A 24,661-nucleotide genomic window follows, 5' to 3' on the forward strand; every position below is an offset into this window, starting at 1 on the left:
AATCCGCGCCTCGATAGCGCACTGCCGACCGGTCGGGCTCATCTGGAATCTACGGACTTGCCTGTCCCCAGCGCCGCTTCTTACGCTCCATTGTGACTAAACTAGGGTCCAAATGCCCGGATTCGGCCACATGTGTCCATGTGCCGCCGGGTCCCATGAACGACAAAGAGACGAGCGAAAATCGCGGGGCTCCGATTGCTCCACAGGTACCCTCAGCGGCCTGTGAGGCCCGCCCGCAGGCGCTGGCTCAGGCGCTGCGGCTTGCCCGATACCGAGACCAGCACCACCAGCACCTCGGCCTCGAAGAGAACCACGCCGTCCCGCAGCACGCGCTGCGCGAGGCTCAACGCCGCACCCTTTACCTCGGCAACGCGCGTCTCGACTTCCAGCACCTCGTCGATCCGCGCCGGCTTCAGGTATTCGAGCCGCATCCGGCGCACGACGAACGCCGATGGCTCGGCGCCGTCTCCGCCTTCGATGAGCGCGCGATGCTCGTTGCCGACGAGGCGCAGATAGTCCGAACGGCCGCGCTCACACCAGCGCAGATAGCTCGCGTGATACACGAGGCCGGAAAAATCCGTGTCCTCGAAGTAGACGCGCACGGGCAGGAGATGATGCCGCGCGCCGTCCGCGTCCGTCACGAGCCGGCCAGCAAGATCAGGCCATGCCTGCCGATCAGGCATCCCGCCCTCCAAGCTCCACGAGCACGATCTCCGGCGGAACACCGAACCGAAGCGGCATCCCGCTGCATCCGAGGCCGCCCGACACGATCAGGTGGCGCCCTTCCTCGACAATGTGACCATAGGCGAAGCGCCGTCCATATCGGGATGGGACGATCGGTGCAAATCCGGCGAGCGCGACCTGCCCGCCGTGCGTGTGCCCCGAGAACGTCACGGCCACGCGCCGCGACACTTTGGGGAAGATATCCGGCTCATGCGCCATGAGCAGCACGGGTGCATTGTCACTGATCTTGGCCATCGTCCCCGGCAGATCATCGACGCCTGTGGCCGCTCGGGCGCGGCTGCGGGCCAGTCGCCTGAAGGCCAGCTGATCACCGAGGCCGGCCAGCCAGAAGGCGCGGCCGCCTTTCGCGAGCCGCTTCGCATCGTTCTCATAGACCGGGATGCCGGCGGCTTCGAGCGCGCGGCGGGCGCGGACCGGCCCATGGCGCCGCCGCACGGCCTCGACGTCATCCCACCAGTCGTGGTTTCCGAGAATGGCGTGCACGCCGAGCGGCGCCCTGAAGCCCGCGAACGCGCGCGCCCATTCCGACGCCGGGATCGTGCGGCGCACGAAGCGGTGGTGAGCCATATAGTCGCCGAGCAGCAAGATCAGGTCGGGCGACAGTGCGTTCGTGTCGGCGACGATCCGCTCGACGCGCTCGAGGTCCATCCACGGCTCGCAGGCGTGGACATCGGCGACGAGCGCGATCCGAAGGTGCAGATCCTGCGGCCACCCGGACAGGCGCGGGCGGTAACGCGTGATGTGATGGGCCCAGGGCTCGACGCCGAGGGCGTAGCCGGTAAAGCCGAAGCTGGTAAGACCCAAACCTGCTGCGGCCTTCAGCAATGCGCGACGCGTGAGCATTCAGCGAGCAATCCCGTGAAAGCAATCAAAGGCCCCGGCAATCCTGCTGCGGGCTTCAGCCCCGGCCCGAAGCCGCGGCATCGTCGTCGTCCTCTGCGGCTTCAAAGAGGCCGGCCTGAGCGGCGGATGCGCGCGCCGGCCCCGTGAGCCCGAGGTGACGGTAGGCGCGTAGCGTGAGAACGCGGCCACGCGGTGTCCGGCCGATGAACCCCTGCTGAAGGAGGAACGGCTCGACCACCTCCTCCAGGGCATCGCGGGCCTCGGAGAGCGCCGCGGCAATGGTCTCGATGCCGACCGGCCCGCCGTCGTAGTTCCTGGCAATACAGTTCAGATAGCGATGATCGAGGGCGTCGAGCCCCTCGTTGTCGACCTCCAGCATGTTGAGTGCGCGGTCGGCGGCAGTGGCATCGATAATGGCGACGCCATCGACGGCCGCGAAGTCCCGCACGCGCCGCAGCAGCCGGCCGGCAATGCGCGGCGTCCCCCGCGAGCGGCGTGCGATCTCGCGCGCCCCATCGGTCGACATGCGCGTGCCGAGCACGCGCGCGCCACGGCTCACAACCTTCTCCAGCTCGTCGATCGTGTAGAAATTGAGCCGGACGGGAATGCCGAAACGGTCGCGCAGGGGGTTGGTCAGCAGGCCCGCGCGCGTCGTGGCGCCGACGAGCGTGAACTTGGCGAGATCGATCTTCACGGACCGCGCCGCCGGCCCCTCGCCGATGATCAGGTCGAGCTGATAGTCCTCCATGGCCGGGTAGAGGATTTCCTCGACGGCCGGACTGAGGCGATGGATCTCGTCGATGAAGAGGACATCCCGCTCCTCGAGGTTAGTGAGCAGGGCTGCAAGGTCCCCTGCCTTGGCGATCACCGGCCCCGATGTCGCACGGAAGCCGACGCCCATCTCCTTGGCCATGATCTGGGCGAGCGTAGTCTTGCCGAGGCCCGGCGGCCCGGCAAACAGCACGTGATCGAGCGCGTCGCCGCGCCCCCTGGCCGCCTGGATGAAGACGCGGAGGTTGCTGCGGGCGGCCTCCTGGCCGACGAACTCGTCGAGGGACTGCGGGCGGATCGATGCCTCGAAGGCATCGGCCTCCCTCTTGACGCTCGAGACCAGCCGGTCGGCGTCGCTCATCGAACCACCCCGTTCGAAGCCTGGGCGCAAGCCACAGCACAAGCCTCTGCACAAGCTTGGGCGCCCGTCGTTTCACATTCGTTCCTCGGGCTCATATCATGATTTGCCGCGCCAACGCGAGCGCCGATAGCCCTGCGCCCCGAGGTTCCTCAACTCCGTCCGCACAATTACTGATGATAATGCCGCGATGGTAAAATCAGTTGTGCGGGCCGGGCAAAGCGCTATGTTCGGGCGGTTTTGACGGCAAGGCGGCCTGGGGGAATTCAGGGACAGTCGCCGCGTAGAAGCTTGGCCGTCCTCCTTGGACAAGTAAGAACCATATGGCAGAGCCTCGCATAATCGCCATCGATGCGATGGGGGGCGACCATGGAGTCCCGGTCGTCGTACCGGGAGCGGCCATGGCCCTCGAATCTCACCCGGCGATCGGCTTCATCCTGTGCGGCAATCGCGATGTGATCGAAGCGGAGCTGAAGGCCTTTCCGCGCCTCGCAGCGGCGTCGCGCATCGTGCATACCGACACAGCCATCTCCATGCAGGACAAGCCGAGCCAGGCCGTGCGCCGCGGCAAGGGCACCAGCATGTGGCACGCCCTCGATCAGGTGAGGGAGGGCGCGGCGCACGCCGCGATCTCCGCCGGCAATACCGGCGCGCTGATGGCCATGTCGAAGCTCGTGCTGAGGCCCATGGCCGACATCGAGCGGCCCGCGATCGCCGCCTTCTGGCCGACGGTGAAGGGCGTCTGCATCGTCCTCGATGTCGGCGCGAATATCGGCGCTTCGGCGCGCCAGCTCGCCGAGTATGCCCTCATGGGCGCGGCCATGGCGCGGGCCTATCTCAAGATCGACCGGCCGAGTGTCGGCTTGCTGAATGTCGGCGTCGAGGAGATCAAGGGCGCGGACGAGGTCAAGCAGGCGCATGCCTGGCTGAAACTCCCCGAGCTGGGCCTCCCGATCAACTACCGGGGCTTCGTAGAGGGCGACCAGATCGGCCAGGGCGACGTGGACGTGGTGGTCGTCGAGGGCTTTGCGGGCAACATCGCGCTCAAGACGGCCGAGGGGACCGCCCGCCAGATCGGGGTCTATCTGCGCGAGGCCATGACCCAGTCGCTGATAACCAAGATCGGCGCATTGCTGGCCAAACCCGGCTTTCGGACACTCAAGCACAAGATGGATCCGCGCCGCGTCAACGGCGGCGTTTTCCTCGGCCTCGACGGCATAGCGGTCAAAAGCCACGGCGGCACGGACGCTTTCGGCTTTGCGAGCGCGATCAATGTCGGCTACGAGATGGCCGCTGGCGACCTCAAGGGGCGGATCGCGTCCGATCTCGGCGCCTTCCACGGCAAGCTTGCGGCGATCCCCGAAAACTGAGGCGGAACAGGAAGAACTCACGCGAGGTAAAGCAAAGTGGCCGTCATCAGATCGGTAATTCGTGGTGTGGGCGCCTATCTTCCCAAGCGCATCATGACCAATGATGACTTCTCGCGCATCGTCGATACGACGGATGCCTGGATCACCGAGCGCACGGGCATCAAGCAGCGCCATATCGCGGCCGAGGACGAGCTGACGTCGGACCTCGGCATCGCCGCTGCCAAGCAGGCCCTCGTGCGCTCCGGCATCGATCCCGGCGACATCGATCTCATCATCTGCGCGACGGCGACGCCCGACCGGACATTTCCGGCAACGGCCGTGCGCATTCAGGCGGGCCTCGGCATCACGAACGGCGCCGCCTTCGACGTGCAGGCCGTGTGCTCGGGCTTCGTCTATGCGATGACGACGGCCGATAACTTCCTAAAAACGGGCCTTTTCAAGCGCGCGATCGTCGTCGGCGCGGAGACTTTCTCGCGCATCCTCGACTGGTCGGACCGTGGCACATGCGTGCTCTTCGGCGACGGCGCCGGTGCCGTGGTGCTCGAGGCTCAGCCGCAAAAAGGCACGCGCGACGACCGTGGCGTCCTCTCTGCGCGCATCCGCTCCGATGGCCGCTACGAGGATCTGCTGTACGTTGACGGTGGCCCGGGCTCGACCAAGACCACCGGCCATCTCCGCATGAACGGCCGCGAGGTCTTCCGCCACGCCATCCAGAAGATCTCGGGCGTGATCGAGGAGACGCTCGTCGAGACCGGCTATGCGGCCGAGGAAATCGACCTCTACGTGCCGCACCAGGCCAACCAGCGCATTCTCGATGGCATTGCCAAGCGGCTCGGCGTCAACCCGAACAAGATCATGAGCACGCTCGCCAAGCACGGGAATACCTCCGCCGCCTCGATCCCGCTGGCACTGAACCAGGCCTTCGAGGAGCATCGCCTGAAGGAGGGCAACCTCGTCCTGATGGAGGCCATGGGGGGCGGATTTACCTGGGGTGCGGTGCTCGCGCGCTGGTGAGTTTCGGCTCAACGGTGCGTGCGCTGTCACACTGAAATTGATCGTTTGTTGCTGCTGAACAATTTTTATTGCGATTTCAGCCGGTTGTTCTTCTCGGGCATTGACCCGAATGTCCGCTGCCGGTAGCTTCTATACAATCAAGCATCGGGGAGGCGTTTACCAATGGGCAGCAAGACATTGACCCGTGCGGATCTGGCGGACGCGTTGGTGCGGAAAGTTGGTCTGCCACGGAACGAGTCCCAGGAGCTCGTCGAGCGCGTGCTCAGCGAAATTTCCGAGACGCTTTCGCAAGGCGAAGGCGTGAAGCTCTCCTCGTTCGGTTCGTTCGGCGTGCGCGCCAAGGCGCAGCGCATGGGCCGCAACCCCAAGACTGGCGAGGAAGTGCCGATCACACCGCGCCGGGTTCTGGTCTTCCGGCCGAGCAATATCATGAAGGAGCGTATCAATACGCGTCTGAACCGGCGCAAGGCGGCGGAATGATCCTATGATGTTTTGATCTAGGAATGGCTCAAGCGCCGTTGGGCGACGGCACGGGGCCATTAAACGGCGGGGCACTAACATGGCTAAATCGGCGGATGCATTCCGCACGATCAGCGAGGTATCCACCGAGCTGGACGTGCCGAAACATGTATTGCGCTTTTGGGAACAGCGCTTCAAGCAGCTCAAGCCGCTGAAGCGGGGTGGCGGGCGGCGGTTCTACCGGCCCGAGGACGTCGAGCTGATCAAGGGCATCAAGTCGCTGCTCAATCGCGATGCGTACACGATCAGAGGCGTCCAGCGCATTCTCAAGGAGCAGGGCGTCGAGATGGTCAAGCGGCTCGCATCGGACGATGCGACGGCGCTGATTGCAGCCGTGCCGCAAGCCGCGGAGGCAGCGGCGATCTCGGCCGCGCCGAACGCGCGCCGCGCCTCGGGGACGCGCAAGGCGCGCGCCGGCAGCGAAGCCGCGGCTCAGGAAGCATCTGTCGGGCGCGATGTCGTCGTGGCTGCGATTTCGGAGCTCAGCGCCTGCCGGGCGCTTCTCGCCGGAGAGACCTTGCGTGCAAAGGCACCGGCTGGAGCCTCTGCCGCCAGCGGCCGTCGCTAGGCCGTGGCCGGGCGCACCCGCGCAGCAGCGCCGCCCGGCGACACCGACGTGTGGGTTGTCGATCTCAGTGCTCTAGGCACGCGCCTTGTCGCGCTCGAGCGCGATCGACATCTGCTCACTGAAGCCGAGATCGCGCGCGCCAGCCGGATCACGGGCGAAGCACATCGCAATGACTGGATTGCCGCTCACGTCGCTCTTCACCTGGTGCTGATGGAGCATCTCGGGCGCCCCGTGCACTTCGGCGGTGCCGGCGCGGGCAAGCCGCGCGTCTCAGGCTGGAATGGCGAGTTCAGCCTCAGCCACAGCGCCGGACTTGCCGTCATCGCTGTCCGCGATCAAGGCCGCGTCGGGATCGATGCCGAGGTGCGCCGCCCGGTGCGCCTCAGTACCGAGCGCCGACACCTGATCGAGATCGCCGGCGTCGCCGCGCACCCTGAGGCGTCGCTGCCGGCCGATGATGCCGAGGTGCGCTTCCTCACCGCCTGGACGCGGCTCGAGGCCATCGGGAAGATGCGCGGCACGGGCATCGGCGCACTACTGGAGACGCTCGGCATCGTCGCTCGGGGCCCCGGCACCGATGCGGTCGCGGAACGAACGCGCCAGCTCGTAACCGACGAAGCGCAACCGATCGGTATTCTCGGCATTGATGTCGGCCGCTTCGATGCCGTCGCCGCTCTCGCGACCTCGCCGCCGGCTGCCACACATGAACTGCACGATCTCGCCACGGAGATTGCCCGCCTTGGCGGTTGATTTGAGTCCCGCCGGTCGCGCATGAGGGGCATCTGTCCGGACATTGTGGCTGGAGCCTGCCCTGCGTGCCTGCTATCTCCTGGATCGAACAGATGTCGAGATCAGGGACGAGAGCAGGATGAACGACGCGAGCCAGGGCACCGGGGAACGAGCCATCACCGTCGAGGAGGCCATCCGCGGCCGCAAGTCGACGCGCGCCTTCCTGAAGACGCCGGTGCCGCGCGAGCTGATCGCGCGCATTCTTACAACTGCGGGACGCGCACCCTCCGGCTCCAATATTCAGCCGTGGAAGGTCTACGTATTCGACGGCAAGGTGCGCGACGAGATCGTCACCGATCTTTGCCAGCGTTACGACACCGTCGGCGAAGGCACGCGCGAATACGAGTACTATCCCACCAAGTGGTACGAGCCTTATCTGGCGCGTCGCCGCACCTGCGGCTGGGGCCTCTACAGCACCATGGGCATCACCCGTGAGGACAAGGCGGGCATGCACGCCCAGCGCCGCCAGAACTACGAGTTCTTCGGCGCGCCCACGGCCTTCATCTTCTCGATCGATCGCCAGCTCGAAAAGGGCTCATGGCTCGACACGGGCATGTTCGTCCAGTCGGTCATGATCGCGGCGCGCCAGTTCGGCCTCGAGACGATCCCGCAAGCCGCACTCGCGAACTTTCACGAGGTACTGCGAGCCCGCCTCAGCGTGCCGGACGATGAGATCATCATCTGCGGCATGGGCATCGGCTATCCCGACACCAGCGCGAAGGTGAACTCATTCACGACCGAACGCGAGCCGCTCGAGAACTTCGTCACCTGGGTCGACGCGTTGAAGCCTGCGAAGGACTGAGCGTCCTACCTCCGCGCCTCGATGCCGTCGATCGCGCGCTGGACCTCGTCGCTGGTCAGCACCCAGTCGTTGTCGAGGTTCGCGATCACCTCGCGCATGAACGGCTCCGAGAGCGCGATGGCGCGCGGACCATCCTGGAGGTGATCGTAAAGGATCGCGAGGGCGAGCTGCTGCGGGCTCTCGCCCTCATAGGTCCACTCGAAGCCCCAGGTCGTGAACTGCTTGATGTCGTAACGCTCGGAGAGCGGCGCCCCGTCGACCTGCACCACCAGTCCGTCGAACCCGCGCACGCCGCTATACGTCTTCATCTTCCTGCTCCCCTTCGAACCCCGCCTCTGCGTGTGATATGTCACAAATAGGGCAGAGCGCAACCTCGAGCCGCGGCAACACCCGCCCCGGGATCGAGCCCGAGGGTGCAACACCCGCCGATCGCGCGCCCATACGGAGGTAGAACGGCACCGCGCCTGGATCGGCATCGATGGTCATGCGGCGGGCGCCGGCATCGCGTGCCGTCGCCACGGCCCAAAGGAAAAGCACACGCCCACAACCGCGCCCAAGCTCGGAGGGCTCGACGAACAGCTTCGCGAGATCGGCATTCGGCCCCTCGACCGCGATCTGGCAAAGCCCGATCGGCCGGCCTTCGCGTTCGGCGACGCGCACTACGGTGCTGCCAAGCTCCTCGCCCGTGAGGGTCAACTCGCGACGGCAGGCTTCCATGAAGGTCGCGTCATATCCCCATACGGCCTTCGAGCGCAGGCAGAGCTCGCTGAGCGCTGCAAGCTCATCGGCACGGGCTTCCCTGAGGCGGATCTCAGCGGGCGGGAGAGACATCACGCGGTGCTCCCCGGATACACGTCGGCAGCGACACGATTTCGCGGTGCTTGTCGCCGTGGCCTGCTCTGCCGTAGCTTCTGCGGGCGCACGGCATTGCGGGGCGCGGCCGGGCGCCACATCATTCCAGGGGAAAGGTCACGGACATGGCCGAAGGACGGGATGTAGGCGGCGACGCCGCCGCCATCAGAGCTGCGAGAATGCACGCCCAGGCCCAGAAGGCCGCGCCGCCACGCGAGGTCCGCCTCGTCGCGCATTCCAACATCCTCTACTGGTGGGTTGTTTGGTTCTACGGCTATGTCTGTGCCTTCGCGACCTACCTCAATAATGTCACGGTCCCCTTCGCCGGCAAGCAGATCAAGTTCTTTCCCGAGGCGTGGCTCGGCATCTCCTACGTCGCCGTCATCCTGTTCGTGATCGTCTTCACGAACGTCAGGGCGCGCGTTCTGCACACCTTCATTATTGCGGCAGTGGTCGCCTTGGCCCTCGTCGGCCTGGAATGGAGATGGGGTCTCGGCTCGGTCTTCAGCTTCGTGCCCGAGATCAGAGTGCACATGAACCTCGCGTTCTACATCATGATGTCGACGGGCCTCCTGCTCATCTGGATCGTCGTCGTATTCGGCATCGACCAGCTCACGTACTGGCGCTTTCACGGCGGCCAGGTCGTCGAGCGCCATCGGCTCGGCAACGCGCCCGGCAACGTCTACGACACGCGCGGGATGCTCATGCGGCGCAACCCCGACGATCTCTTCCGCCACAAGCTCCTCGGCCTCGGCTTCCTGGGCCTCGGCACCGGCGACGTCGTGTTCAAGCCGGCGGCCGCAGGCTCGGAGCCCTTCATCATCGAGAACGTTTGGCGCAGCACCGAGAAGCAGCGGCGCGTCGAGCGTCTGCTCACGCTGTCGGGCGGCTCTGGCGAGGCCTGAGCCTCGCCGCGCTCGCTCATCCGCGCGGCGAGATCGTCAGTACAGGCAGCGTTCCGCCAACAAGTTTGCGGCGGAATTGCCCGCGCCCGTGGACAATGCCGGCAGGCACCACTAAGGAATACCCCCAGCGAACGGCGTGCAGCACAGGGCAGCACGCGAATGGAGATGAGCTCGGCGTGCACAGTCCGCCGCGAGGAGTGACTATTTGCTCGCGCGCCCGTCCACTGGCTGGACGGGCCGCTTGATGGCGTTCCTACCCAATCCGCTGATCATTCCTGCCGGCATCATGATCGGCATTCTGGTGGCCATGCCCGTCGGGCCGGTCAACTTGCTTTGCGTCCAGCGCGCGATCGAGCGCGGCTTCTGGGGAGGCGTCGCGGCGGGCCTCGGCGTCGTCATCGGCGACGGCATCATCGCACTTTTCGCAGCACTTGGCGTCGGTGCTGTGACAGGCGTGATCCGACACTACCGCATGAGCGTGCAGATGATCGGCGGCCTCGCACTCGTGCTGTTCGGCATCCGCCTCTACTTCACGCGGCCGCATCTGATCGGCGAGGATGCGGGCGGAGGCCAACGTCCCTCGCTTGCAGCATTCGCCTGGGACATCCCGCAGACGTTCTTCCTCACCATTACGAATCCCGGCGCCGTGCTCGGCCTCTTTGCGATCTTCGGCGGCGTCAGCTCGTTCGTGGAGGTCGAGAGCTACATCGACGCCTTCACCATGGTGGCAGCCGTCATGGGTGGCAGCGTCATTTGGTGGGTCGTGCTCTCCCATACGATCAGCCGCTTTCGCCATCGCATCGACGTCGACATGCTGCGGCTATTGAACCGTCTGGCCAGCATCATCCTGCTCGGCTTCGGCGGCCTCCTGCTCGGCGAGGTCGTGATGAAGTTCATCGCCGGCAGGGTCGTTTAGGATCTACTGCTGGATTTTTGCGAGCTCGTTCGCGATCTCGGCGCCTTCGGCGAGGAAGCGCGTAACCGCGGTCTGCGCCGATGGCGTGCACGTCTGGTACGTGCGGCTGTAGCTGCGATAGCCGTTGTTGAAGCGGCTCGTGAGCTGAGCCCGGCGCAGCGAGGCATTGCCCTCGCCCTCGATGAGCTCCTGCATGCGATTGCGCCACGTCTGCCCCTCGTTGGCGCCACACAGCTCGCGCAGGTAGTGCACGGCGCCCAGGATCTCGGCGAGGCGCATGAGCTTCTGGTCATAGGGGCGGACGTCACCGCCGGCCCCTTGTGCCGCGAGCGGCGGCGAGCAGAGCGCCACCAGCAGCGCCACCACCGGCGGCAAGACCGCAAGTGTCATGATGGCAGCGCGATGGCGCATGGCGTGTCTCATTCTCCTGGGGCGCCGATCCTGGCCTGCCGGCATCCCGTGACTTTCACCATGGCAATTCTACGGCTCTATGGCGATTCGTGCACCCCAAGGCCGCCGGCAACACCGTCGCACCGGCACACGAGCGATCCGGTCTTTACGAGCCCTGTCCGCGGGCTCATTCTGGGCTCAACAAGGGCGGAACAGCCAGATCAGGAGGATCCCCAATGACCGCCGACGGAACCACGCAATTCGCTTTCGACGAAGCGCGCTCCGCCGATCTTGTGGTAGCCGCAATGACCGGCGCCAAGAACGAGCGCCTGCGCCAGGTTATGGAGAGCGTCATCCGCCACCTTCATGCGGTGGTCAAAGAGGTCGAGCCGACCGAAGAAGAATGGATGACGGCCATCAAGTTCCTCACCGAGACGGGCCACATGTGCACGGAGTGGCGCCAGGAATTCATCCTCTTCTCGGACACGTTCGGCGTCTCCATGCTCGTCGACGCGATCAACAATCGCAAACCTTCAGGCGCCACCGAGACGACCGTGCTCGGGCCGTTTCACGTCGCGTCCTCGCCGCTCAAGAAGATGGGCGACACGATCAATCTCGAGGACAAGGGCGAGCCGCTGATCGTCTCCGGCACCGTCGTCGACGAGAACGGCAAGGCGATCGAGGGCGCCATGCTCGACGTCTGGCAGGCGAACAGTGAGGGCTTCTACGACGTCCAGCAGAAGGACATCCAGCCCGACATGAACCTGCGCGGGCGCTTCGTGACGGGCGCCGACGGCCGCTACTGGTTCCGCTCGTCGAAGCCGCTTTTCTATCCCATCCCGCACGACGGGCCGGTCGGCGCGCTGCTGCGCAATCTCGGCCGTCATCCGTACCGGCCAGCCCACATCCACTTCATTGTCTCCGCGCCGGGCTACCAGCCGATCGTGACGCACCTCTTCGACAAGAACGACCCCTATCTCGCCTCGGATGTCGTGTTCGGCGTGAAGGACAGCCTCGTCTCCGAGATCAACCAGCACGACGATCCGGGAAGGGCCGCAGAGATCGGATTGCAGAACCCCTTCTGGTCGCTGCAGCACGAATTCAAGCTGGTGCGGGAGAAGTGATCGCTCCTCCCCTCTCCCCGCTTGCGGGGAGAGGGGATACTAAGCCGCGCACACCGCGCCATTCCCGGCGCCGGCATGGATCGAGAGATCCTTGATCGTCGCGTGCTTGCCGCTCAGCGCGTTCTCGGGATCCCACGCGACTTTCACCTGCTCGAAGCGGCTGCCGAGCGCGTCGTAGATCATGAGCCGGCCGGCGAGCGTCTCGCCGATGCCGAGAACTTCCTTCAGCGCTTCCGTCGCGAGCAGCGTGCCGACGACGCCCGCCACCGCTCCGAGAATGCCGATCTCGGCGCAGTTGGCGACCGTTCCCGGCGGCGGTGCCTCGGGGAAAATGCAGCGGTACGTCGGCCAGGGCGTGCCGTCGGGCTTCTTCTCGTGCGGCTTGAAGGTCGTGATGTAGCCGTCGAAGGCGCCGAGCGCGCCGAACACGAGCGTCCGCTTCGCGAAGTAGCAGGCATCGGAAACGAGATAGCGCGTCGCGAAGTTATCCGAGCCATCGATGACGAGATCGTACTTGCCGATCAGCTCGAGCGCGTTCTCGGCGGTGATGCGCGTCTCGTGCGTCTCAACGCTCACGTGCGGATTGATGCGCCCGAGCGTTTCCTTCGCACTCTCGACCTTGAGCGCGCCGACACGAGCCGTTTCATGCACGATCTGGCGCTGCAGATTGTCGAGCGAGACCGTGTCGTCATCGATGATGCCGAGCGCACCGACGCCGGCTGCGGCGAGATACATGGAAACAGGTGAGCCGAGGCCGCCCGCGCCGATGATCAGCACGCGCGCCGCCTTGAGCTTCTGCTGGCCTTGCCCGCCGACGTCCCTCAGTACGAGGTGGCGCTTGTAGCGGGCGATCTCCTCGGGTGTCAGGGTCATGGCCCGATATATAGTCGCTGCGGTCCCGCGTGGCCAGCATGGCCCATCAGCTTGCTTTTTGGCGCCCCCTGCCGGATGCTTCTCTCTCAAGGGAAACGCCCGCAAGAATGGAGCCCGAACGTGGCCACAGCAGGAGGGACGCCGGCCGCGGCCGGTGACAATCTCAAGCGCCTCACCGACCTCTACCGCATGATGGTGCGCATCCGCACCTTCGAGGAGACCGCGCTCGAAGCCTACAAGGCCGGCGAGATCCCAGGGCCGTTGCATGTCTCGTTCGGCCAGGAGGCCATCCCGGCGGGCGTCTGCGCGAGCCTGCGCCATGATGATCGCCTGACTTCCAACCACCGCGGGCATGGCCATGCCCTCGCCAAGGGCGCCGATGCGGCCACGATGTACCTCGAGTTGTACGGGCGCGAGGGCGGCTACTGCCGGGGCAAGGGCGGCTCCATGCATATTGCCGATTTCTCTGTCGGAATGCTCGGCGCCAATGGCGTGGTCGGCGGCGGATTGCCTATCGCGGTTGGCGCTGCGCAGGGCCTCAAGCTGCTCAAGTCCGCCGCGATCGCGGTCTGCATGTTCGGCGATGGCGCAACCAATCGCGGGCCATTCCTCGAAGCGCTGAACTGGGCGGCGATCTATACGCTGCCCGTCCTCTTCGTGTGCGAGGACAACGGCGTCGCGGCACATACGGAAACGCGGACCGTGACGGCCGGCGAAGGACCGGCAGCGCGCGCGAATGCGATCGGCGTCCCCGCCGTCACGATCGACGGCAATGATGCGCTCGTCGTCGAGGAGACGGTCGCACGCCTCGTCGCGGACATTCGCGCCGGTCGCGGCCCGCGCATGATGCACGCCAAGACCTACCGCTGGACGGGCCACACCGCGACCGATGCCGCAGCATGGCGCGATCCCAAAGAAGTGGAAGCCGCAAAACAGCGCTGCCCCATTGCGCGCCTGAAGGCCGTGCTCATCGAGCGGGGGCTCGCGCCTTCCGCACTCGACGAGATCAGCGCTGCTGCGCGCACGGAAATGCAGTCAGGGCGCACGGCTGCTCATACCGCGCCGTGGCCGGGTATCCCATCGGCCTTCGAGGATGTGCAGGACGTGGGGGCGGTGCATGGCTGAAGTGACGCTGGTCGAAGCCGGCCGCCTCGCGGTTCTGCAGGAAATGCGCCGCGATCCCACGGTGTGGGTGCTCGGCGAGGATGTCGGGCGCGGCGGCCTCTGGGGCCAGTATCGCGGGCTCATCGACGAGTTCGGCCCGGAGCGCATTGTCTCCACGCCGATCTCGGAGTCGACGATCATGGGCGCCGGCCTCGGTGCCGCGCTCGTCGGCACGCGGCCGATCATCGAGATGCGCATCTTCGATTTCGTGATGTGCGCGATGGACGAGCTGGTGAACCAGATTGCCAAGGTCCGCTACATGTTCGGCGGTCAGGCCAAGCCCGCCGTCGTCGTGCGCACGCCGCACGGCATGTGGCGCAACTCAGCCGCCCAGCACAGCCAGATGCTCGAAGCCTGGTTCGCGCATCTGCCGGGTGTCGTGGTCGTTGCGCCCTCGAATGCCGAGGATGAAGCCGGATTGCTGGTCTCCGCCATTCGCTCCGACGATCCCGTGCTCTTCTTCGATCCGAAGGATCATTGGCTGGTGCCGGGCAAGATCGCCGATGGCGAGATCGCGGCCATTCCCTTCGGCAAGGCACGCCACGCGCGCCAGGGCGACGCGCTGACCATCGTCACGTGGTCCGCGATTGTGCCGAATGTGCTCGCGGCAGCAGATCAGCTCGCCAGCGAGGGCATCAAGGTGGACGTGCTTGACCTGCGCACGATCTGGCCCTGGGATCAGGATGCGGTTGCGGCATCGCTCTCGCGCACGAAGCGGCTGCTCGTCGTGCACGAGGCTGTCGAGGTGGGCGGCTTCGGCGCCGAAGTGATTGCGACGATGATCGATCGGCTCGGACCGTCGGGCCTCAAGGTCGCCAAGCGCCTTGGCGCGCCCCGCATTCCCGTTCCATTCGCCCCGCCGCTCGAGAACGAAGTGCGCATTTCGCCCGCGAGAATCGTCGCTGCAGCCAAGGCCGCCATGGCATGAGCATCTACCAGCATCATGTGCTCGCGATCCCGCCGAAGCAGCACGCGGCCATCGCGGAGGGCATCAAAAGCGCGGGCGCCACGGTCATTGCCGACAAGGGCGGCCGCCTCTTCGGCATCTGGAAGCCACTGCTGGGCTTGAGCCTCAATCATCTCATCGTGCTCACCGAATGGCCCGACGCTGACGCCGCGATCGCCCACGGCGCCGATATTCTCCACGGCATCGAGGGCGCGACCGTCGAGCTCTGCGATCTCTGGCAGCCGACGTTGCGGCCTGCTCCGGGCGCGCGCCTTCCCGAGCTGCCCGGCGGCTACTACTCGCATCGCCACTACGACATTGCGGCCGATACGCTGGAGACGTTCCTCGAGCATTCCGGCGCGGCATGGGGCAGCTTCGAGGGCACGCACGCGTCGCAGGTCATCGGCCTCTGGCGCTCCACGCACGTGCCGGCGCCGGGCATCATCCGGATGCGCCTCATGGCCTGGTATCAGGACATGGCCACCTGGGAACGCTCGCGCTACTGGAAAGGCACATCGGGCGCCGAGACGGCAAACTCACAGCTCGGTGCGCGCTATGCCATGACGCTCGACAGTGCCGTGTCGATCGTCGAGCTGGTCCACCGCGGCTGATCACGTAACGCCACACAACATCGCAACAAGAGGAGCTACCCCATGCCCCGCGCCGCGCGCACTGCGCTCATCACCGGATCGAACAAGAATATCGGCCGCGCCTGCGCACTGGCGCTCGCCAAGGGCGGCTTCAACATCGTCGTCAACGGCGCGCAAGATCGTGCGGCCGCTGAAGCGGTCGCGCGCGAGGTCGAGGCGCTCGGCGTCGAGGCGCTGGTCGCTATGGGCGATGTCGGCAAGCGCGAGGACTGCGCGCGTATGGCCAAGGAGGCGCTCGCGCGCTTCGGCACGGTCGATGCGCTGCTGAACAACGCCGCCATGCGCCCGGACGGCAAATTCCTCGAGATGAGCGAAGCGGATTTCGACCGCGTCGTCGATACGGACTACAAGGCCGCCTATTGGCTCGCCCGCGCGACGCTGCCGGGCATGCTCGAAAAGGGCTGGGGCCGCATCATCAACTTCGCCGGCATGAACGCCATCCACGGCTACAACGGCCGCGCTGCCGTCTCGGTCGCCAAGCACGCGGCCTGGGGCCTCACCAAGGCGCTCGCCAAGGAATTCGGTCCCAAGGGCGTTACCGTGAACATCATCTCGCCCGGGCCGATCATGGGCGAGGCGCAGGACCCGCACATGGCCGCCCACATCAAGCCGATGGTGGCCCGCGTGCCCGTCGGCCGCGTCGGCACGCCGGAGGAGGTCGCAGCCATGGCGGCGCTGCTGGCCTCGGATGCGGGCGCCTTCATCAACGGCCAGCTCTTGCAGGTGAACGGCGGCGCCGAGACCTGAGGGCGCGGGGGTGGGCTACGCGCTTACCCCTCGGCCGAACCTGTGCTAGAGGGGCGCGCAGTGATGCGGTCACACGCCGCGCCAATCGCCTCCCTCATTCCTCCCCCCTTGTGGGGGAGGTTAGGAGGGGGGGATCGCAGAACATCGGCGGTAGGGGTTCCCCCCACCCCTAACCCCTCCCCACGTCGCGCCGGAAGGCGCGCCTCCAGCGCGGGGGGAGGGGGACAAGTTGCGTTCCCTTCCAGCAAACGGCGCACCGATGTGACGCGAATGTCCAACGCTCACTCGTGAGAGCGCACACCCCATGACCACTTCGGACCGCAAGGTCGTCACGCGCTTTGCCCCCTCGCCGACGGGTATGCTGCACATCGGCGGCGCTCGCACGGCCCTGTTCAACTGGCTCTATGCCAAGCATACCGGCGGCACCTTCCTGCTGCGCATCGAGGACACCGACCGCGAGCGCTCCAAGCCCGAGCACGTCGATGCCATCACCAACGGCCTCAAGTGGCTGGAGCTGAACTGGGACGGCGATCCGCTCTTCCAGTTCGCGCGCGTCGAGCGCCACCGCGAGGTCGCGCTCGGCCTGCTCGCCTCGGGCGGCGCCTATAACTGCTACCTGACGGCCGAAGAGCTGACCGCCATGCGCGAGAAGGCCAAGGCCGAAGGGCGGCCGCAGGTCATCGAGAGCCCATGGCGCGACCGCGATCCCAAGGAGGCGCCGGCCGGCGTCAAGCCCTCGGTGCGCTTGAGAACCCGCCGCGATGGCGAGACCGTCGTCGATGACAAGGTGCAGGGCCGCGTCGTGATCCCGAACAAGGATCTCGACGACATGATCATCCTGCGCTCGGACGGCACGCCGACGTACAATTTCGCCGTCGTCGTCGATGATCACGACATGGGCATCACGCACGTCATCCGCGGCGTCGATCACCTCACGAACGCCGCCCGCCAGACGCAGGTCTATGTGGCCCTCGGCTGGGACGTGCCCGAGTTCGCGCACGTGCCGCTGATCCACGGGCCCGATGGTGCCAAGCTTTCGAAGCGCCACGGTGCCGAGGCGACGGATGCCTACCGCGCCATGGGCTACCTGCCCGAGGCCATGCGCAACTACCTCGTGCGCCTCGGCTGGAGCCACGGCGACGACGAGATCATCTCGACCGAGCAGCTCATCGAGTGGTTCGACCTCGACGCGGTCGGCCGCTCCCCGGCCCGCTTCGATTTCGCCAAGCTTGCCGACCTCAACGGCCACTACATCCGCAAGGCCACCGACGACGAGCTGGTCCGCCGCCTCAAGGAGCTGCTGGAGGTCGTCGAGGGTGGGGCCGAGAAGCTCGCCCGGCTCGACCGTGACGGGGGCTGGGACAAGCTCAGGATCGCCCTTCCCGGCCTCAAGGAGCGCGCCAAGACACTCCTCGAGCTCGTCGACGGCGCCGCCTTCCTGTTCGCCGACCGGCCGCTCACGCTCGATGACAAGGCCGCCAAGCTCATGGACGCCGACGCCAAGGCCGTTCTCGGCGCCCTGCTGCCCCGCTTGGAAGCCGCCCCGGAATGGACGGCAGCCACCCTCGAGGCTGAAGTTCGTTCATTTTCCGAGGCTACCGGGACCAAGCTTGGCAAGGTTGCCCAGCCGCTGCGGGCGGCGCTCACTGGACGGAGCATTTCGCCACCGGTTTTCGACGTTATGCACGCCCTGGGCCGGGACGAATCGCTCTCACGTCTGAAGGACTTGGCGGGTTAAGGTGGTCTCATCCTTTTGATGCATCGCACCGTTGCCGCTTCCAGATATATCGTATAGTAGCGGCGTGATATGGTGCATCGCGGTAATGGCGCCGCAATGCAGTGAAGCTGGTCGATCAAAGGGGCATCGCATGAACGCACACGATGGGTCTAAAGCGCCCGATGGCGACCGGACGGCATCGCTACTGATCGCTAATAAGCAGGTCAAAATGCCGGTCCGTTCGGGCTCCATAGGTCCGGACGTGATCGATGTCGGACGCCTCTATCGTGAATCGGGTTGCTTCACCTACGATCCCGGTTTCACCTCGACCGCCAACTGCTCCTCGAAGATCACCTACATCGACGGCGAGGAGGGCATCCTCCTCTATCGCGGATATCCGATCGAGCAGCTCGCCAAGACATCGAACTTCGTCGAGGTCTGCTACCTGCTGCTGCACGGTGAGCTGCCATCCGCCGCCCAGCTCAAGGAATTCGACAACCACATCACGCGCCACACGATGGTGCACGAGCAGATGACCCGCTTCTACACGGGCTTCCGCCGCGATGCGCATCCGATGGCAATAATGTGCGGTGTCGTCGGCGCACTCTCGGCCTTCTATCACGACAGCACGGACATCCACGATCCGCAGCACCGCATCATTGCGAGCCACCGCATGATTGCGAAGATGCCGACGATCGCGGCGATGGCCTACAAGTACTCGATCGGCCAGCCCTTCATCTATCCGCGCAACGATCTCGATTTCGCGGCGAACTTCCTGCAGATGTGCTTCGCCGTTCCGTGCGAGCCCTATCAGGTCGATCCGGTCGTCGCGCGGGCGCTCGACCGCATCATGATCCTGCACGCCGACCACGAGCAGAATGCCTCGACCTCGACGGTGCGCCTCGCGGGCTCCTCGGGTGCCAATCCGTTCGCGTGCATTGCCGCCGGCATCGCCTGTCTCTGGGGCCCCGCGCACGGCGGCGCCAACGAAGCCGCGCTCAAGATGCTCGAGGAGATCGGGCACGTTAAGAACATCCCCGAGTTCATCAAGCGCGTGAAGGACAAGAGCGAGGGCGTGCGCCTGATGGGCTTCGGCCATCGCGTGTACAAGAACTACGACCCGCGCGCGAAGGTCATGCAGGAGACCTGCCACGAAGTGCTCGCCAAGCTCGGCATCCGCGACGATCTTCTCGACGTGGCGATGGAACTCGAGCGCATCGCGCTGCACGATGACTACTTCATCGAGAAGAAGCTCTACCCGAACGTCGACTTCTACTCAGGGATAGTGCTGCGCGCGATCGGCTTCCCGGTCTCGATGTTCACGCCGCTCTTCGCCGTCTCGCGCACGGTCGGCTGGATCGCGCAGTGGAAGGAAATGATCGAGGATCCGGAGCAGAAGATCGGCCGTCCGCGCCAGCTCTATGTCGGCCCGACGCAGCGCGACTACGTATCCGTCGACAAGCGCTGAGGCACATTCGCGATCAGGAATTCAAAAGGCCATCGACCGCAAGGGCGATGGCCTTTTGCTTTGTGATGATGATTTCGGATCTCAGCGCTCGGCGTGCGCGAGCACGCGCATGGCAGCAGCAATGGCCGGCGGCGTTCCCATCGATATGGCTTCCGGCACCCGCGCGAGCGCTTCGAGCTGTCGGGCGCGCTCGGGTGTATCCGTAAGAAGCGCCGCGAGCGCTGGCGCCAGCTCCTCGGGCACACAGGACTCCTGCATGAGCTCGGGGAATGCGCGCTCACCGAGCACGAGGTTGGCAAGCGCGAAGTGCGGCGGCCTCACGAGCCGGCGGAAGAGAAGCGCGAGGCGGTCGACGCGATAGGCGACGATCATCGGACAGCCGGCAAGCGCCAGCTCGAGCGTCACCGTACCCGAGGCCGCCAGCGCGGCGCTTGCAAGCTTGAAAGCGCGGAACTTGTCCGCCTCGTCCTCGATGACATGCGTCGGAAAGGGCCAGTGCTTCACGCGCTCCTCGACGATCTCGCGCACGTTCTCGACCGTCGGCACGATCACATCGAGGCGATGGCCCGTCGCGCGAAGCGCCTCCAGCGTGGCCGTGAACGGCCCCCAGAGTCGCGCGAGCTCGCTGCGGCGGCTTCCCGGCAGCACCAGCAGCAATGGCCGCTCAACCGAGAGGCCGAGGCGTTCCCTGAGCCCTTGCGGGTCGAGCGCGTTGATCCAGTGGCGGCGCTCGATGAGCGGATGGCCGACATACGTGCACGGTGGCCCGCCGAGCCGCGCATGGACATCCGGCTCGAAAGGCAGCAGCGCCAGAACCTCATCGACGTAGGCGCGCATCCGCGCAGCACGCCACGAACGCCACGCCCACACGCTCGGCGAGACGTAGTTGACGATCCGCAGATCGGGACGCGCCCTGCGGATGCGGCGCGCGACGCGGTGCGTGAACTCGGGTGCGTCGATGATCACGACGACGTCGGGCGAAGCCTCGATGGCCGCCTGCGCCGTCTCGCGAATGCGACGGAGAAGGTGCGGCAGATGCTCGATGATGGCCGCCGGGCCGATCACGGCGATGTCGCTCATGGGAAAGAGCGAGTTGAGCCCTGCACCCGTCATGCGCGGCCCGCCGACGCCGCTGAAGGAGATGCCCGGCCGCTGTGCCGTGAGCGCCATCATGAGGCGGGCGCCGAGTGCGTCACCCGAGTGCTCGCCGGCGACGAGGAATATGCGCAGCGGTCGGGCCGGCGGCGCACTCATGCCCTGCCTCCGCCATTCGGTGCGTCAGGCACCATGACGAACAGCCGGTAACGGTCGGCGGCACTCGTCAGAAGCTTGGCCAGTGGAGCCTCGGCATCAGTCTGGTCCGCGATGACGATGCCAGCAAGACCAGCGCGCGCAACCAGCGCAAGAACCGCGTCGATGCTCTCGGTATCGCGACCGACATCCTCGATCCCGGCAACGACGAGGACGCCGATCCGCCGCTTGAAGGCGCGAAGCCCCCAGTGGCTCGTCCGCCGCCCGCTCAGCATCCGTCGGATGCCGAGCGCACCATCCACACCCTGCACGTGCTCGCCGACCACGACCACGGCCCGCCCGGCACCGTGCGCGGCGAGCACGGCGAGGGCGCGGGCACCGATGGCTGCATCCTCGCGCTCGGAGGCGGCGGCACGCACGCGCCCCAACAGCCGGAAGACATCCGGCGGCTTTGACGCCGAGATGGGTGCGGCGCCGCCCGGTTCGGCCTCGGCGTCCATGCCGGCGACGAACAGGCCCAATTCGTCCGCCATGGCGATCATGCGCTCGCGCTCGATCACCAGCGCGCGCCCGGCGGCCACCACGATGCCAGCAAGGCCGCAGGCATGGGCCCGCTCGATCGTACGCGGGCCGATCGCGGGAAGATCGACGCGCATTTCCTGGCCCGGCTTCGGCATCTTGACCAGCACGGCGCCCGAAGTTGGTTGCGGGTCCCCGCAACCAAAATACCGCCCCGCCGCCTGAATCTGCGCGAGCATCTCGTCCGTCCCGCGCACGCCTTCGATGGCGATGATGCGCTCCTCCGTCGCGACCGCGCCCTGCCCGACGTCGAATGCGCCAAGCGATCGGAGCAGCGCGGCAGCACGCGATATGGCGCGCGCGCTCGCCGGGCTTGGCTCGATACGACCGAGCGCCCCTGCCGCGGCGAGGAGATGCGGTGCGACCTGATCGACGCCGACAACCTCGAAGCCTTCTCTCTCGAAGAAGCGCACGACCCGGCGCAATACGCTGTCGTCGCCGCCGCGCGTCAGGCTGAGCGCGGTTCTGATCGCGCGAAAGAAGCCGTGATCAACGCGGACTTTGAGCAGATTGGGCCGGCGCAGCGCACCGGCAATAATGAGCTGACGGCAGCCGGCCTGCCTGAGGCTCGACAGCATCCCGCCGACCTGGCCGATATTGACGACCTTGTGCGAATAGGCAGCGATCTCGGGCTCGGCGAAGCCCTCGATGCCGACGATATGGACCTTGCGGCCCGCGCTCAGCGCGGCTTCCGCGATCTCGGTGGGGAGGCTGCCGGCACACGCCAGGATGCCCAGGGGACCTTGCTCCATGCCGGTCCCTCCGCTCCGCTCACTGCTCGGCGGCGTCACGGGGCGTGCAGAGCGACTTCTTTCGGTCGGCCCGGATATAGGCGACGATCTCCTGTACGATCGGATTGTCCTCGAAGCTGGCCGCCACGTCGTCGACGCGCTCCTTGAGCGTTCCCTCGTCGGCGAACAGGAGCCGATAGGCACGCCTCAGTGCGTGGATCTGCTCGCGCGCGAAACCGCGACGCTGCAGGCCGACGATATTGAGGCCGCTGAGACGCGCCCGGTTGCCGACCGCCATGCCGTAGGGAATGAGATCGTTCTCGAGCCCGGACATGCCGCCGACAAAAGCGTGCGCGCCGACGTGAGTGTACTGGATGACTGCGGCACCACCGCCAAGGATCACGTAATCGTCGACGCGGCAGTGTCCCGCCAGCATGACGTTGTTGGAGAAGATGACGTGACTGCCGACGTGGCTGTCGTGGCCGACGTGCGAATTGGCGAGAAAGGCGCACTTGTTGCCGACGGTCGTCGCCATGCCGCCGCCGCTGGTGCCGGGATTCATCGTCACCCCTTCACGGATCAGGCAGTCGGTGCCGATCGTCAACGTCGAGGGCTCGCCAGCGTACTTGAGATCCTGCGGCTGATGACCGAGCGAGGCGAACGGAAAGACGCGCGTGCGGGCCCCGATGGTGGTGCGCCCTGCCACCACGACGTGGCTCAGCAGCTCGCAATTCTCGCCGAGGCTGACATGGCCGCCGATCGTGCAATGCGGACCGATGCGGACACCTTGCGCGAGCTGAGCCCCCGCCTCGACGACCGTGAACGGTCCGATCTCGACGCCAGGCGCCACGTCGGCTTCGCTGGAGACGATTGCAGTCGGGTGAATTCCCGCTTCAGGCATTCTTCTGAGCCGCGAAGGCGCGCGCTTCGGCCGAGTCTGCGATCATCGCGCTGACTTCCGCCTCCGCCACGACTTGACCATTGACACGCGCCTCGCCGTAGAACCGCCAAACGCGGCCACGGCTGCGGAGCTTGCGGACATGATAGTGGAGTTGATCACCGGGCACCACCGGCCGACGGAACTTGGCCTTGTCGATCCCCATGAAATAGACGACCTGCGGATTGTAGTCCTCGCCGAGGCTCGCGACGCAAAGTGCGCCCGCGGTCTGCGCGAGCCCCTCGATGATCAGCACCCCGGGCATGACGGGGAACTGGGGAAAGTGCCCCTGGAAGAACGGCTCGTTGATCGTGACGTTCTTGATGCCGACGCAGCTATCGTCGCCGTCCATGTCCTGCAGGCGATCGATCAGCAGGAACGGATAGCGGTGCGGCAAAAGCTTCATCACCCGCCCGATATCGGCGGAGCCCAGAACCTTCTTCCCGGTGTCGATCGTCTCTTGCATGGCCACTCACCACGTTCTCAAATTATAGCCTGCGCGGCGCCTTGCTCGTCAGGCATCTTCGCCGCCCTCCGGCGCTGCATCGGCCGCCCGCCCCCTGGCGAGGCGACGCAGCACCACCCGCTCACGCGTCCATTCGCGGATCGGGAGGGCCGGCGTGCCGATCATCCGCGCCCGCGGCGGCACATTCTCCGTGATGTGCGAGGCACCCGCGATCTGCGCGCCTGCACCCACCTTCAGATGGCCGGCGACGCCCGACTGTCCGCCCATGACTACGAAGTCCTCGAGCACGGAGGACCCCGCCAAGCCGGTCTGGGCAACGATCACGCATCGACGTCCGATGACGACGTTGTGCCCGATCTGAACCAGATTATCAATTTTTGTGCCTTCACCGATGACGGTATCCTTAAGAGCGCCGCGGTCGACACAGGAATTGGCCCCGATTTCAACGTCATCCTGGATGATGACGCGGCCGATCTGGGGGACCTTCAGGTGCCCGCCGGCCCCCATGGCAAAGCCGAAGCCGTCCTGGCCGATGCGGACGCCGGCATGAAGGATCACCCGGTCTCCAACGAGGGCATGGGTCAGCGCCACCCCCGGTCCGATGAAGCAATCGCGGCCGACGGTAACCCGATACCCGATCAGAGCCCCAGCAGCCACCGTCGTCCCCGTGCCGATCCAGGCTTCGCGGCCGACCACCGCGCCCGGCTCGATGATGGCGCCGGGCTCGATGCGCGCCGTGGGATGGATCGCCGAGCCGCCCTCCTCGCGGGCATCGCACCCAGCCGTCTTGGGCTTCAGCGAGGTCGGATAGAAGGCCTGCAGAGCGAGCGCGAATCCGCGGTAGGGCGCCGCCATGAGCAGCGCGACAACGCCTGCCGGCAGGCGATCGGCAAAGGCCGGGGCCATGATGCAGGCCGCAGCGCGGGTCGTGGTCAACTGTTCGAGATACTTGCGATTGTCCACGAACGTGAGGTGCGCCGGGCCGGCCTCGCCGAGCGGACGCAGGTCGGAGAGCGCGCAGGCGCCGTCATCGCCGGGGCGAAGCGTCGCGCCGATGCGTTCCGCGAGCTCGGCCGCTGTGAACGGTCCGGCACGCTCGAAAAAACCTGGATGCTCCATCTCCGGGGCACCTTCCGAAGCGGTTGTGACTTGAGGCACCGGCCCGAG

At 66.1% G+C, this 24,661-nt stretch carries 27 protein-coding genes; 15 read left to right on the top strand and 12 right to left on the bottom strand.

Translation table 11 applies throughout. The features are described 5' to 3' along the window. Positions 1-212 precede the first annotated feature (212 nt). The 3 genes from CS1BSM3_RS09350 to ruvB are packed head-to-tail and all read right to left on the bottom strand — an operon-like array spanning position 213 to position 2,719. Complete coding sequence (locus CS1BSM3_RS09350) at positions 213-683, bottom strand: YbgC/FadM family acyl-CoA thioesterase (RefSeq protein ID WP_072386799.1); 471 nt, start codon at positions 681-683, stop codon at positions 213-215. Then, on the bottom strand, positions 676-1,587 hold the full coding sequence (locus tag CS1BSM3_RS09355; RefSeq protein ID WP_072386800.1) for a metallophosphoesterase: 912 nt from the start codon (positions 1,585-1,587) through the stop codon (positions 676-678). The genes CS1BSM3_RS09350 and CS1BSM3_RS09355 overlap by 8 nt, the downstream gene beginning before the upstream one ends. 55 nt (positions 1,588-1,642) lie before the next feature. Further along, positions 1,643-2,719 (bottom strand): Holliday junction branch migration DNA helicase RuvB, encoded by a 1,077-nt coding sequence (gene ruvB / locus CS1BSM3_RS09360; protein ID WP_072386801.1) that lies wholly within the window; start codon positions 2,717-2,719, stop codon positions 1,643-1,645. A gap of 320 nt (positions 2,720-3,039) precedes the next feature. Between ruvB and plsX the strand changes: the two genes are divergently transcribed. The 6 genes from plsX (at position 3,040) to CS1BSM3_RS09390 (ending at position 7,778) form a co-directional block, all read left to right on the top strand. After that, complete coding sequence (plsX, locus tag CS1BSM3_RS09365; RefSeq protein ID WP_072386802.1) at positions 3,040-4,086, top strand: phosphate acyltransferase PlsX; 1,047 nt, start codon at positions 3,040-3,042, stop codon at positions 4,084-4,086. A gap of 36 nt (positions 4,087-4,122) precedes the next feature. Beyond that, complete coding sequence (locus CS1BSM3_RS09370) at positions 4,123-5,100, top strand: beta-ketoacyl-ACP synthase III (RefSeq protein WP_072386803.1); 978 nt, start codon at positions 4,123-4,125, stop codon at positions 5,098-5,100. A gap of 162 nt (positions 5,101-5,262) precedes the next feature. Continuing rightward, positions 5,263-5,580 (top strand): integration host factor subunit alpha, encoded by a 318-nt coding sequence (locus tag CS1BSM3_RS09375; RefSeq protein WP_072386804.1) that lies wholly within the window; start codon positions 5,263-5,265, stop codon positions 5,578-5,580. 79 nt (positions 5,581-5,659) lie between these two features. Next, positions 5,660-6,187: a MerR family transcriptional regulator gene (locus CS1BSM3_RS09380; protein ID WP_072386805.1), complete on the top strand. Its 528-nt coding sequence runs from the start codon at positions 5,660-5,662 to the stop codon at positions 6,185-6,187. A 3-nt stretch (positions 6,188-6,190) separates the two neighbouring features. Then, positions 6,191-6,937 carry a 4'-phosphopantetheinyl transferase family protein gene (locus CS1BSM3_RS09385; protein WP_072386806.1) on the top strand — a complete coding sequence of 249 codons (747 nt, stop codon included), beginning with the start codon at positions 6,191-6,193 and terminating at the stop codon, positions 6,935-6,937. 118 nt (positions 6,938-7,055) lie between these two features. Then, positions 7,056-7,778 (top strand): nitroreductase, encoded by a 723-nt coding sequence (locus CS1BSM3_RS09390; RefSeq protein WP_072386807.1) that lies wholly within the window; start codon positions 7,056-7,058, stop codon positions 7,776-7,778. A gap of 5 nt (positions 7,779-7,783) precedes the next feature. Here the strand turns inward: CS1BSM3_RS09390 and CS1BSM3_RS09395 are convergent, their stop codons facing one another. Further along, complete coding sequence (locus CS1BSM3_RS09395) at positions 7,784-8,086, bottom strand: DUF6166 domain-containing protein (protein ID WP_072386808.1); 303 nt, start codon at positions 8,084-8,086, stop codon at positions 7,784-7,786. After that, positions 8,073-8,609: a GNAT family N-acetyltransferase gene (locus tag CS1BSM3_RS09400; protein ID WP_072386809.1), complete on the bottom strand. Its 537-nt coding sequence runs from the start codon at positions 8,607-8,609 to the stop codon at positions 8,073-8,075. The genes CS1BSM3_RS09395 and CS1BSM3_RS09400 overlap by 14 nt, the downstream gene beginning before the upstream one ends. A 146-nt stretch (positions 8,610-8,755) precedes the next feature. Between CS1BSM3_RS09400 and CS1BSM3_RS09405 the strand changes: the two genes are divergently transcribed. After that, entirely contained in the window at positions 8,756-9,535 is a 780-nt protein-coding gene (locus CS1BSM3_RS09405) for a hypothetical protein (protein ID WP_072386810.1), read from the top strand. A 205-nt stretch (positions 9,536-9,740) separates the two neighbouring features. Beyond that, entirely contained in the window at positions 9,741-10,451 is a 711-nt protein-coding gene (locus tag CS1BSM3_RS09410) for a LysE family translocator (protein ID WP_244540470.1), read from the top strand. Positions 10,452-10,454: 3 nt separating this feature from the next. Here the strand turns inward: CS1BSM3_RS09410 and CS1BSM3_RS09415 are convergent, their stop codons facing one another. Then, entirely contained in the window at positions 10,455-10,862 is a 408-nt protein-coding gene (locus CS1BSM3_RS09415; RefSeq protein ID WP_174263663.1) for a TIGR02301 family protein, read from the bottom strand. 215 nt (positions 10,863-11,077) lie between these two features. On the opposite strand from CS1BSM3_RS09415, the gene CS1BSM3_RS09420 reads away from it, so the two are divergent. After that, on the top strand, positions 11,078-11,965 hold the full coding sequence (locus tag CS1BSM3_RS09420; protein WP_072386811.1) for an intradiol ring-cleavage dioxygenase: 888 nt from the start codon (positions 11,078-11,080) through the stop codon (positions 11,963-11,965). 39 nt (positions 11,966-12,004) lie between these two features. Here CS1BSM3_RS09420 and moeB read toward each other — a convergent pair whose 3' ends face one another. Further along, positions 12,005-12,838 (bottom strand): HesA/MoeB/ThiF family protein, encoded by an 834-nt coding sequence (gene moeB, locus CS1BSM3_RS09425; RefSeq protein WP_072386812.1) that lies wholly within the window; start codon positions 12,836-12,838, stop codon positions 12,005-12,007. A gap of 120 nt (positions 12,839-12,958) precedes the next feature. On the opposite strand from moeB, the gene CS1BSM3_RS09430 reads away from it, so the two are divergent. From CS1BSM3_RS09430 to CS1BSM3_RS09455, 6 genes are all read left to right on the top strand, one after another. Continuing rightward, positions 12,959-13,963: a thiamine pyrophosphate-dependent dehydrogenase E1 component subunit alpha gene (locus CS1BSM3_RS09430; protein WP_210188765.1), complete on the top strand. Its 1,005-nt coding sequence runs from the start codon at positions 12,959-12,961 to the stop codon at positions 13,961-13,963. Then, the gene (locus CS1BSM3_RS09435) at positions 13,956-14,930 is read left to right on the top strand and encodes an alpha-ketoacid dehydrogenase subunit beta (RefSeq protein WP_072386813.1); all 975 of its coding nucleotides are present in this window, start codon (positions 13,956-13,958) and stop codon (positions 14,928-14,930) included. Before CS1BSM3_RS09430 ends, CS1BSM3_RS09435 begins: the two co-directional genes overlap by 8 nt. Then, complete coding sequence (locus CS1BSM3_RS09440) at positions 14,927-15,559, top strand: hypothetical protein (protein WP_072386814.1); 633 nt, start codon at positions 14,927-14,929, stop codon at positions 15,557-15,559. The genes CS1BSM3_RS09435 and CS1BSM3_RS09440 overlap by 4 nt, the downstream gene beginning before the upstream one ends. 42 nt (positions 15,560-15,601) lie before the next feature. Beyond that, a complete protein-coding gene (locus CS1BSM3_RS09445; RefSeq protein WP_072386815.1) occupies positions 15,602-16,345 on the top strand; it encodes an SDR family NAD(P)-dependent oxidoreductase in 744 nt (247 codons plus the stop codon). A 304-nt stretch (positions 16,346-16,649) separates the two neighbouring features. Next, a complete protein-coding gene (gltX, locus tag CS1BSM3_RS09450; protein ID WP_072386816.1) occupies positions 16,650-18,083 on the top strand; it encodes a glutamate--tRNA ligase in 1,434 nt (477 codons plus the stop codon). Positions 18,084-18,213: 130 nt separating this feature from the next. Then, positions 18,214-19,530, top strand: a complete 1,317-nt coding sequence (locus CS1BSM3_RS09455) for a citrate synthase (protein ID WP_072386817.1) — start codon at positions 18,214-18,216, stop codon at positions 19,528-19,530. 81 nt (positions 19,531-19,611) lie between these two features. Here the strand turns inward: CS1BSM3_RS09455 and lpxB are convergent, their stop codons facing one another. Genes lpxB through lpxD form a run of 5 tightly spaced genes read right to left on the bottom strand, consistent with a single transcriptional unit; the run spans position 19,612 to position 24,613 of the window. Continuing rightward, positions 19,612-20,784: a lipid-A-disaccharide synthase gene (gene lpxB, locus CS1BSM3_RS09460; RefSeq protein ID WP_072386818.1), complete on the bottom strand. Its 1,173-nt coding sequence runs from the start codon at positions 20,782-20,784 to the stop codon at positions 19,612-19,614. Continuing rightward, the gene (gene lpxI / locus CS1BSM3_RS09465; protein ID WP_072386819.1) at positions 20,781-22,112 is read right to left on the bottom strand and encodes an LpxI family protein; all 1,332 of its coding nucleotides are present in this window, start codon (positions 22,110-22,112) and stop codon (positions 20,781-20,783) included. The genes lpxB and lpxI overlap by 4 nt, the downstream gene beginning before the upstream one ends. Before the next feature lie 19 nt (positions 22,113-22,131). Next, the gene (gene lpxA, locus CS1BSM3_RS09470; RefSeq protein WP_072386820.1) at positions 22,132-22,992 is read right to left on the bottom strand and encodes an acyl-ACP--UDP-N-acetylglucosamine O-acyltransferase; all 861 of its coding nucleotides are present in this window, start codon (positions 22,990-22,992) and stop codon (positions 22,132-22,134) included. Beyond that, positions 22,985-23,494: a 3-hydroxyacyl-ACP dehydratase FabZ gene (gene fabZ, locus CS1BSM3_RS09475; protein WP_072386821.1), complete on the bottom strand. Its 510-nt coding sequence runs from the start codon at positions 23,492-23,494 to the stop codon at positions 22,985-22,987. The genes lpxA and fabZ overlap by 8 nt, the downstream gene beginning before the upstream one ends. Before the next feature lie 48 nt (positions 23,495-23,542). Continuing rightward, complete coding sequence (gene lpxD / locus CS1BSM3_RS09480; protein WP_072386822.1) at positions 23,543-24,613, bottom strand: UDP-3-O-(3-hydroxymyristoyl)glucosamine N-acyltransferase; 1,071 nt, start codon at positions 24,611-24,613, stop codon at positions 23,543-23,545. Positions 24,614-24,661: the final 48 nt, after the last annotated feature.

The organism is Hyphomicrobium sp. CS1BSMeth3 (assembly GCF_900117415.1).
Taxonomy (GTDB): Bacteria; Pseudomonadota; Alphaproteobacteria; order Rhizobiales; family Hyphomicrobiaceae.

Bases quoted from the DNA above. Each gene is read 5' to 3' on its own strand.
- CS1BSM3_RS09350 (WP_072386799.1), bottom strand. From the start codon at position 683: ATGCCTGATCGGCAGGCATGGCCTGATCTTGCTGGCCGGCTCGTGACG.
- CS1BSM3_RS09355 (WP_072386800.1), bottom strand. From the start codon at position 1,587: ATGCTCACGCGTCGCGCATTGCTGAAGGCCGCAGCAGGTTTGGGTCTT.
- ruvB (WP_072386801.1), bottom strand. From the start codon at position 2,719: ATGAGCGACGCCGACCGGCTGGTCTCGAGCGTCAAGAGGGAGGCCGAT.
- plsX (WP_072386802.1), top strand. From the start codon at position 3,040: ATGGCAGAGCCTCGCATAATCGCCATCGATGCGATGGGGGGCGACCAT.
- CS1BSM3_RS09375 (WP_072386804.1), top strand. From the start codon at position 5,263: ATGGGCAGCAAGACATTGACCCGTGCGGATCTGGCGGACGCGTTGGTG.
- CS1BSM3_RS09380 (WP_072386805.1), top strand. From the start codon at position 5,660: ATGGCTAAATCGGCGGATGCATTCCGCACGATCAGCGAGGTATCCACC.
- CS1BSM3_RS09390 (WP_072386807.1), top strand. From the start codon at position 7,056: ATGAACGACGCGAGCCAGGGCACCGGGGAACGAGCCATCACCGTCGAG.
- CS1BSM3_RS09395 (WP_072386808.1), bottom strand. From the start codon at position 8,086: ATGAAGACGTATAGCGGCGTGCGCGGGTTCGACGGACTGGTGGTGCAG.
- CS1BSM3_RS09400 (WP_072386809.1), bottom strand. From the start codon at position 8,609: ATGTCTCTCCCGCCCGCTGAGATCCGCCTCAGGGAAGCCCGTGCCGAT.
- CS1BSM3_RS09405 (WP_072386810.1), top strand. From the start codon at position 8,756: ATGGCCGAAGGACGGGATGTAGGCGGCGACGCCGCCGCCATCAGAGCT.
- CS1BSM3_RS09415 (WP_174263663.1), bottom strand. From the start codon at position 10,862: ATGCGCCATCGCGCTGCCATCATGACACTTGCGGTCTTGCCGCCGGTG.
- CS1BSM3_RS09420 (WP_072386811.1), top strand. From the start codon at position 11,078: ATGACCGCCGACGGAACCACGCAATTCGCTTTCGACGAAGCGCGCTCC.
- moeB (WP_072386812.1), bottom strand. From the start codon at position 12,838: ATGACCCTGACACCCGAGGAGATCGCCCGCTACAAGCGCCACCTCGTA.
- CS1BSM3_RS09435 (WP_072386813.1), top strand. From the start codon at position 13,956: ATGGCTGAAGTGACGCTGGTCGAAGCCGGCCGCCTCGCGGTTCTGCAG.
- CS1BSM3_RS09440 (WP_072386814.1), top strand. From the start codon at position 14,927: ATGAGCATCTACCAGCATCATGTGCTCGCGATCCCGCCGAAGCAGCAC.
- CS1BSM3_RS09445 (WP_072386815.1), top strand. From the start codon at position 15,602: ATGCCCCGCGCCGCGCGCACTGCGCTCATCACCGGATCGAACAAGAAT.
- gltX (WP_072386816.1), top strand. From the start codon at position 16,650: ATGACCACTTCGGACCGCAAGGTCGTCACGCGCTTTGCCCCCTCGCCG.
- CS1BSM3_RS09455 (WP_072386817.1), top strand. From the start codon at position 18,214: ATGAACGCACACGATGGGTCTAAAGCGCCCGATGGCGACCGGACGGCA.
- lpxB (WP_072386818.1), bottom strand. From the start codon at position 20,784: ATGAGTGCGCCGCCGGCCCGACCGCTGCGCATATTCCTCGTCGCCGGC.
- lpxI (WP_072386819.1), bottom strand. From the start codon at position 22,112: ATGGAGCAAGGTCCCCTGGGCATCCTGGCGTGTGCCGGCAGCCTCCCC.
- lpxA (WP_072386820.1), bottom strand. From the start codon at position 22,992: ATGCCTGAAGCGGGAATTCACCCGACTGCAATCGTCTCCAGCGAAGCC.
- fabZ (WP_072386821.1), bottom strand. From the start codon at position 23,494: ATGCAAGAGACGATCGACACCGGGAAGAAGGTTCTGGGCTCCGCCGAT.
- lpxD (WP_072386822.1), bottom strand. From the start codon at position 24,613: ATGGAGCATCCAGGTTTTTTCGAGCGTGCCGGACCGTTCACAGCGGCC.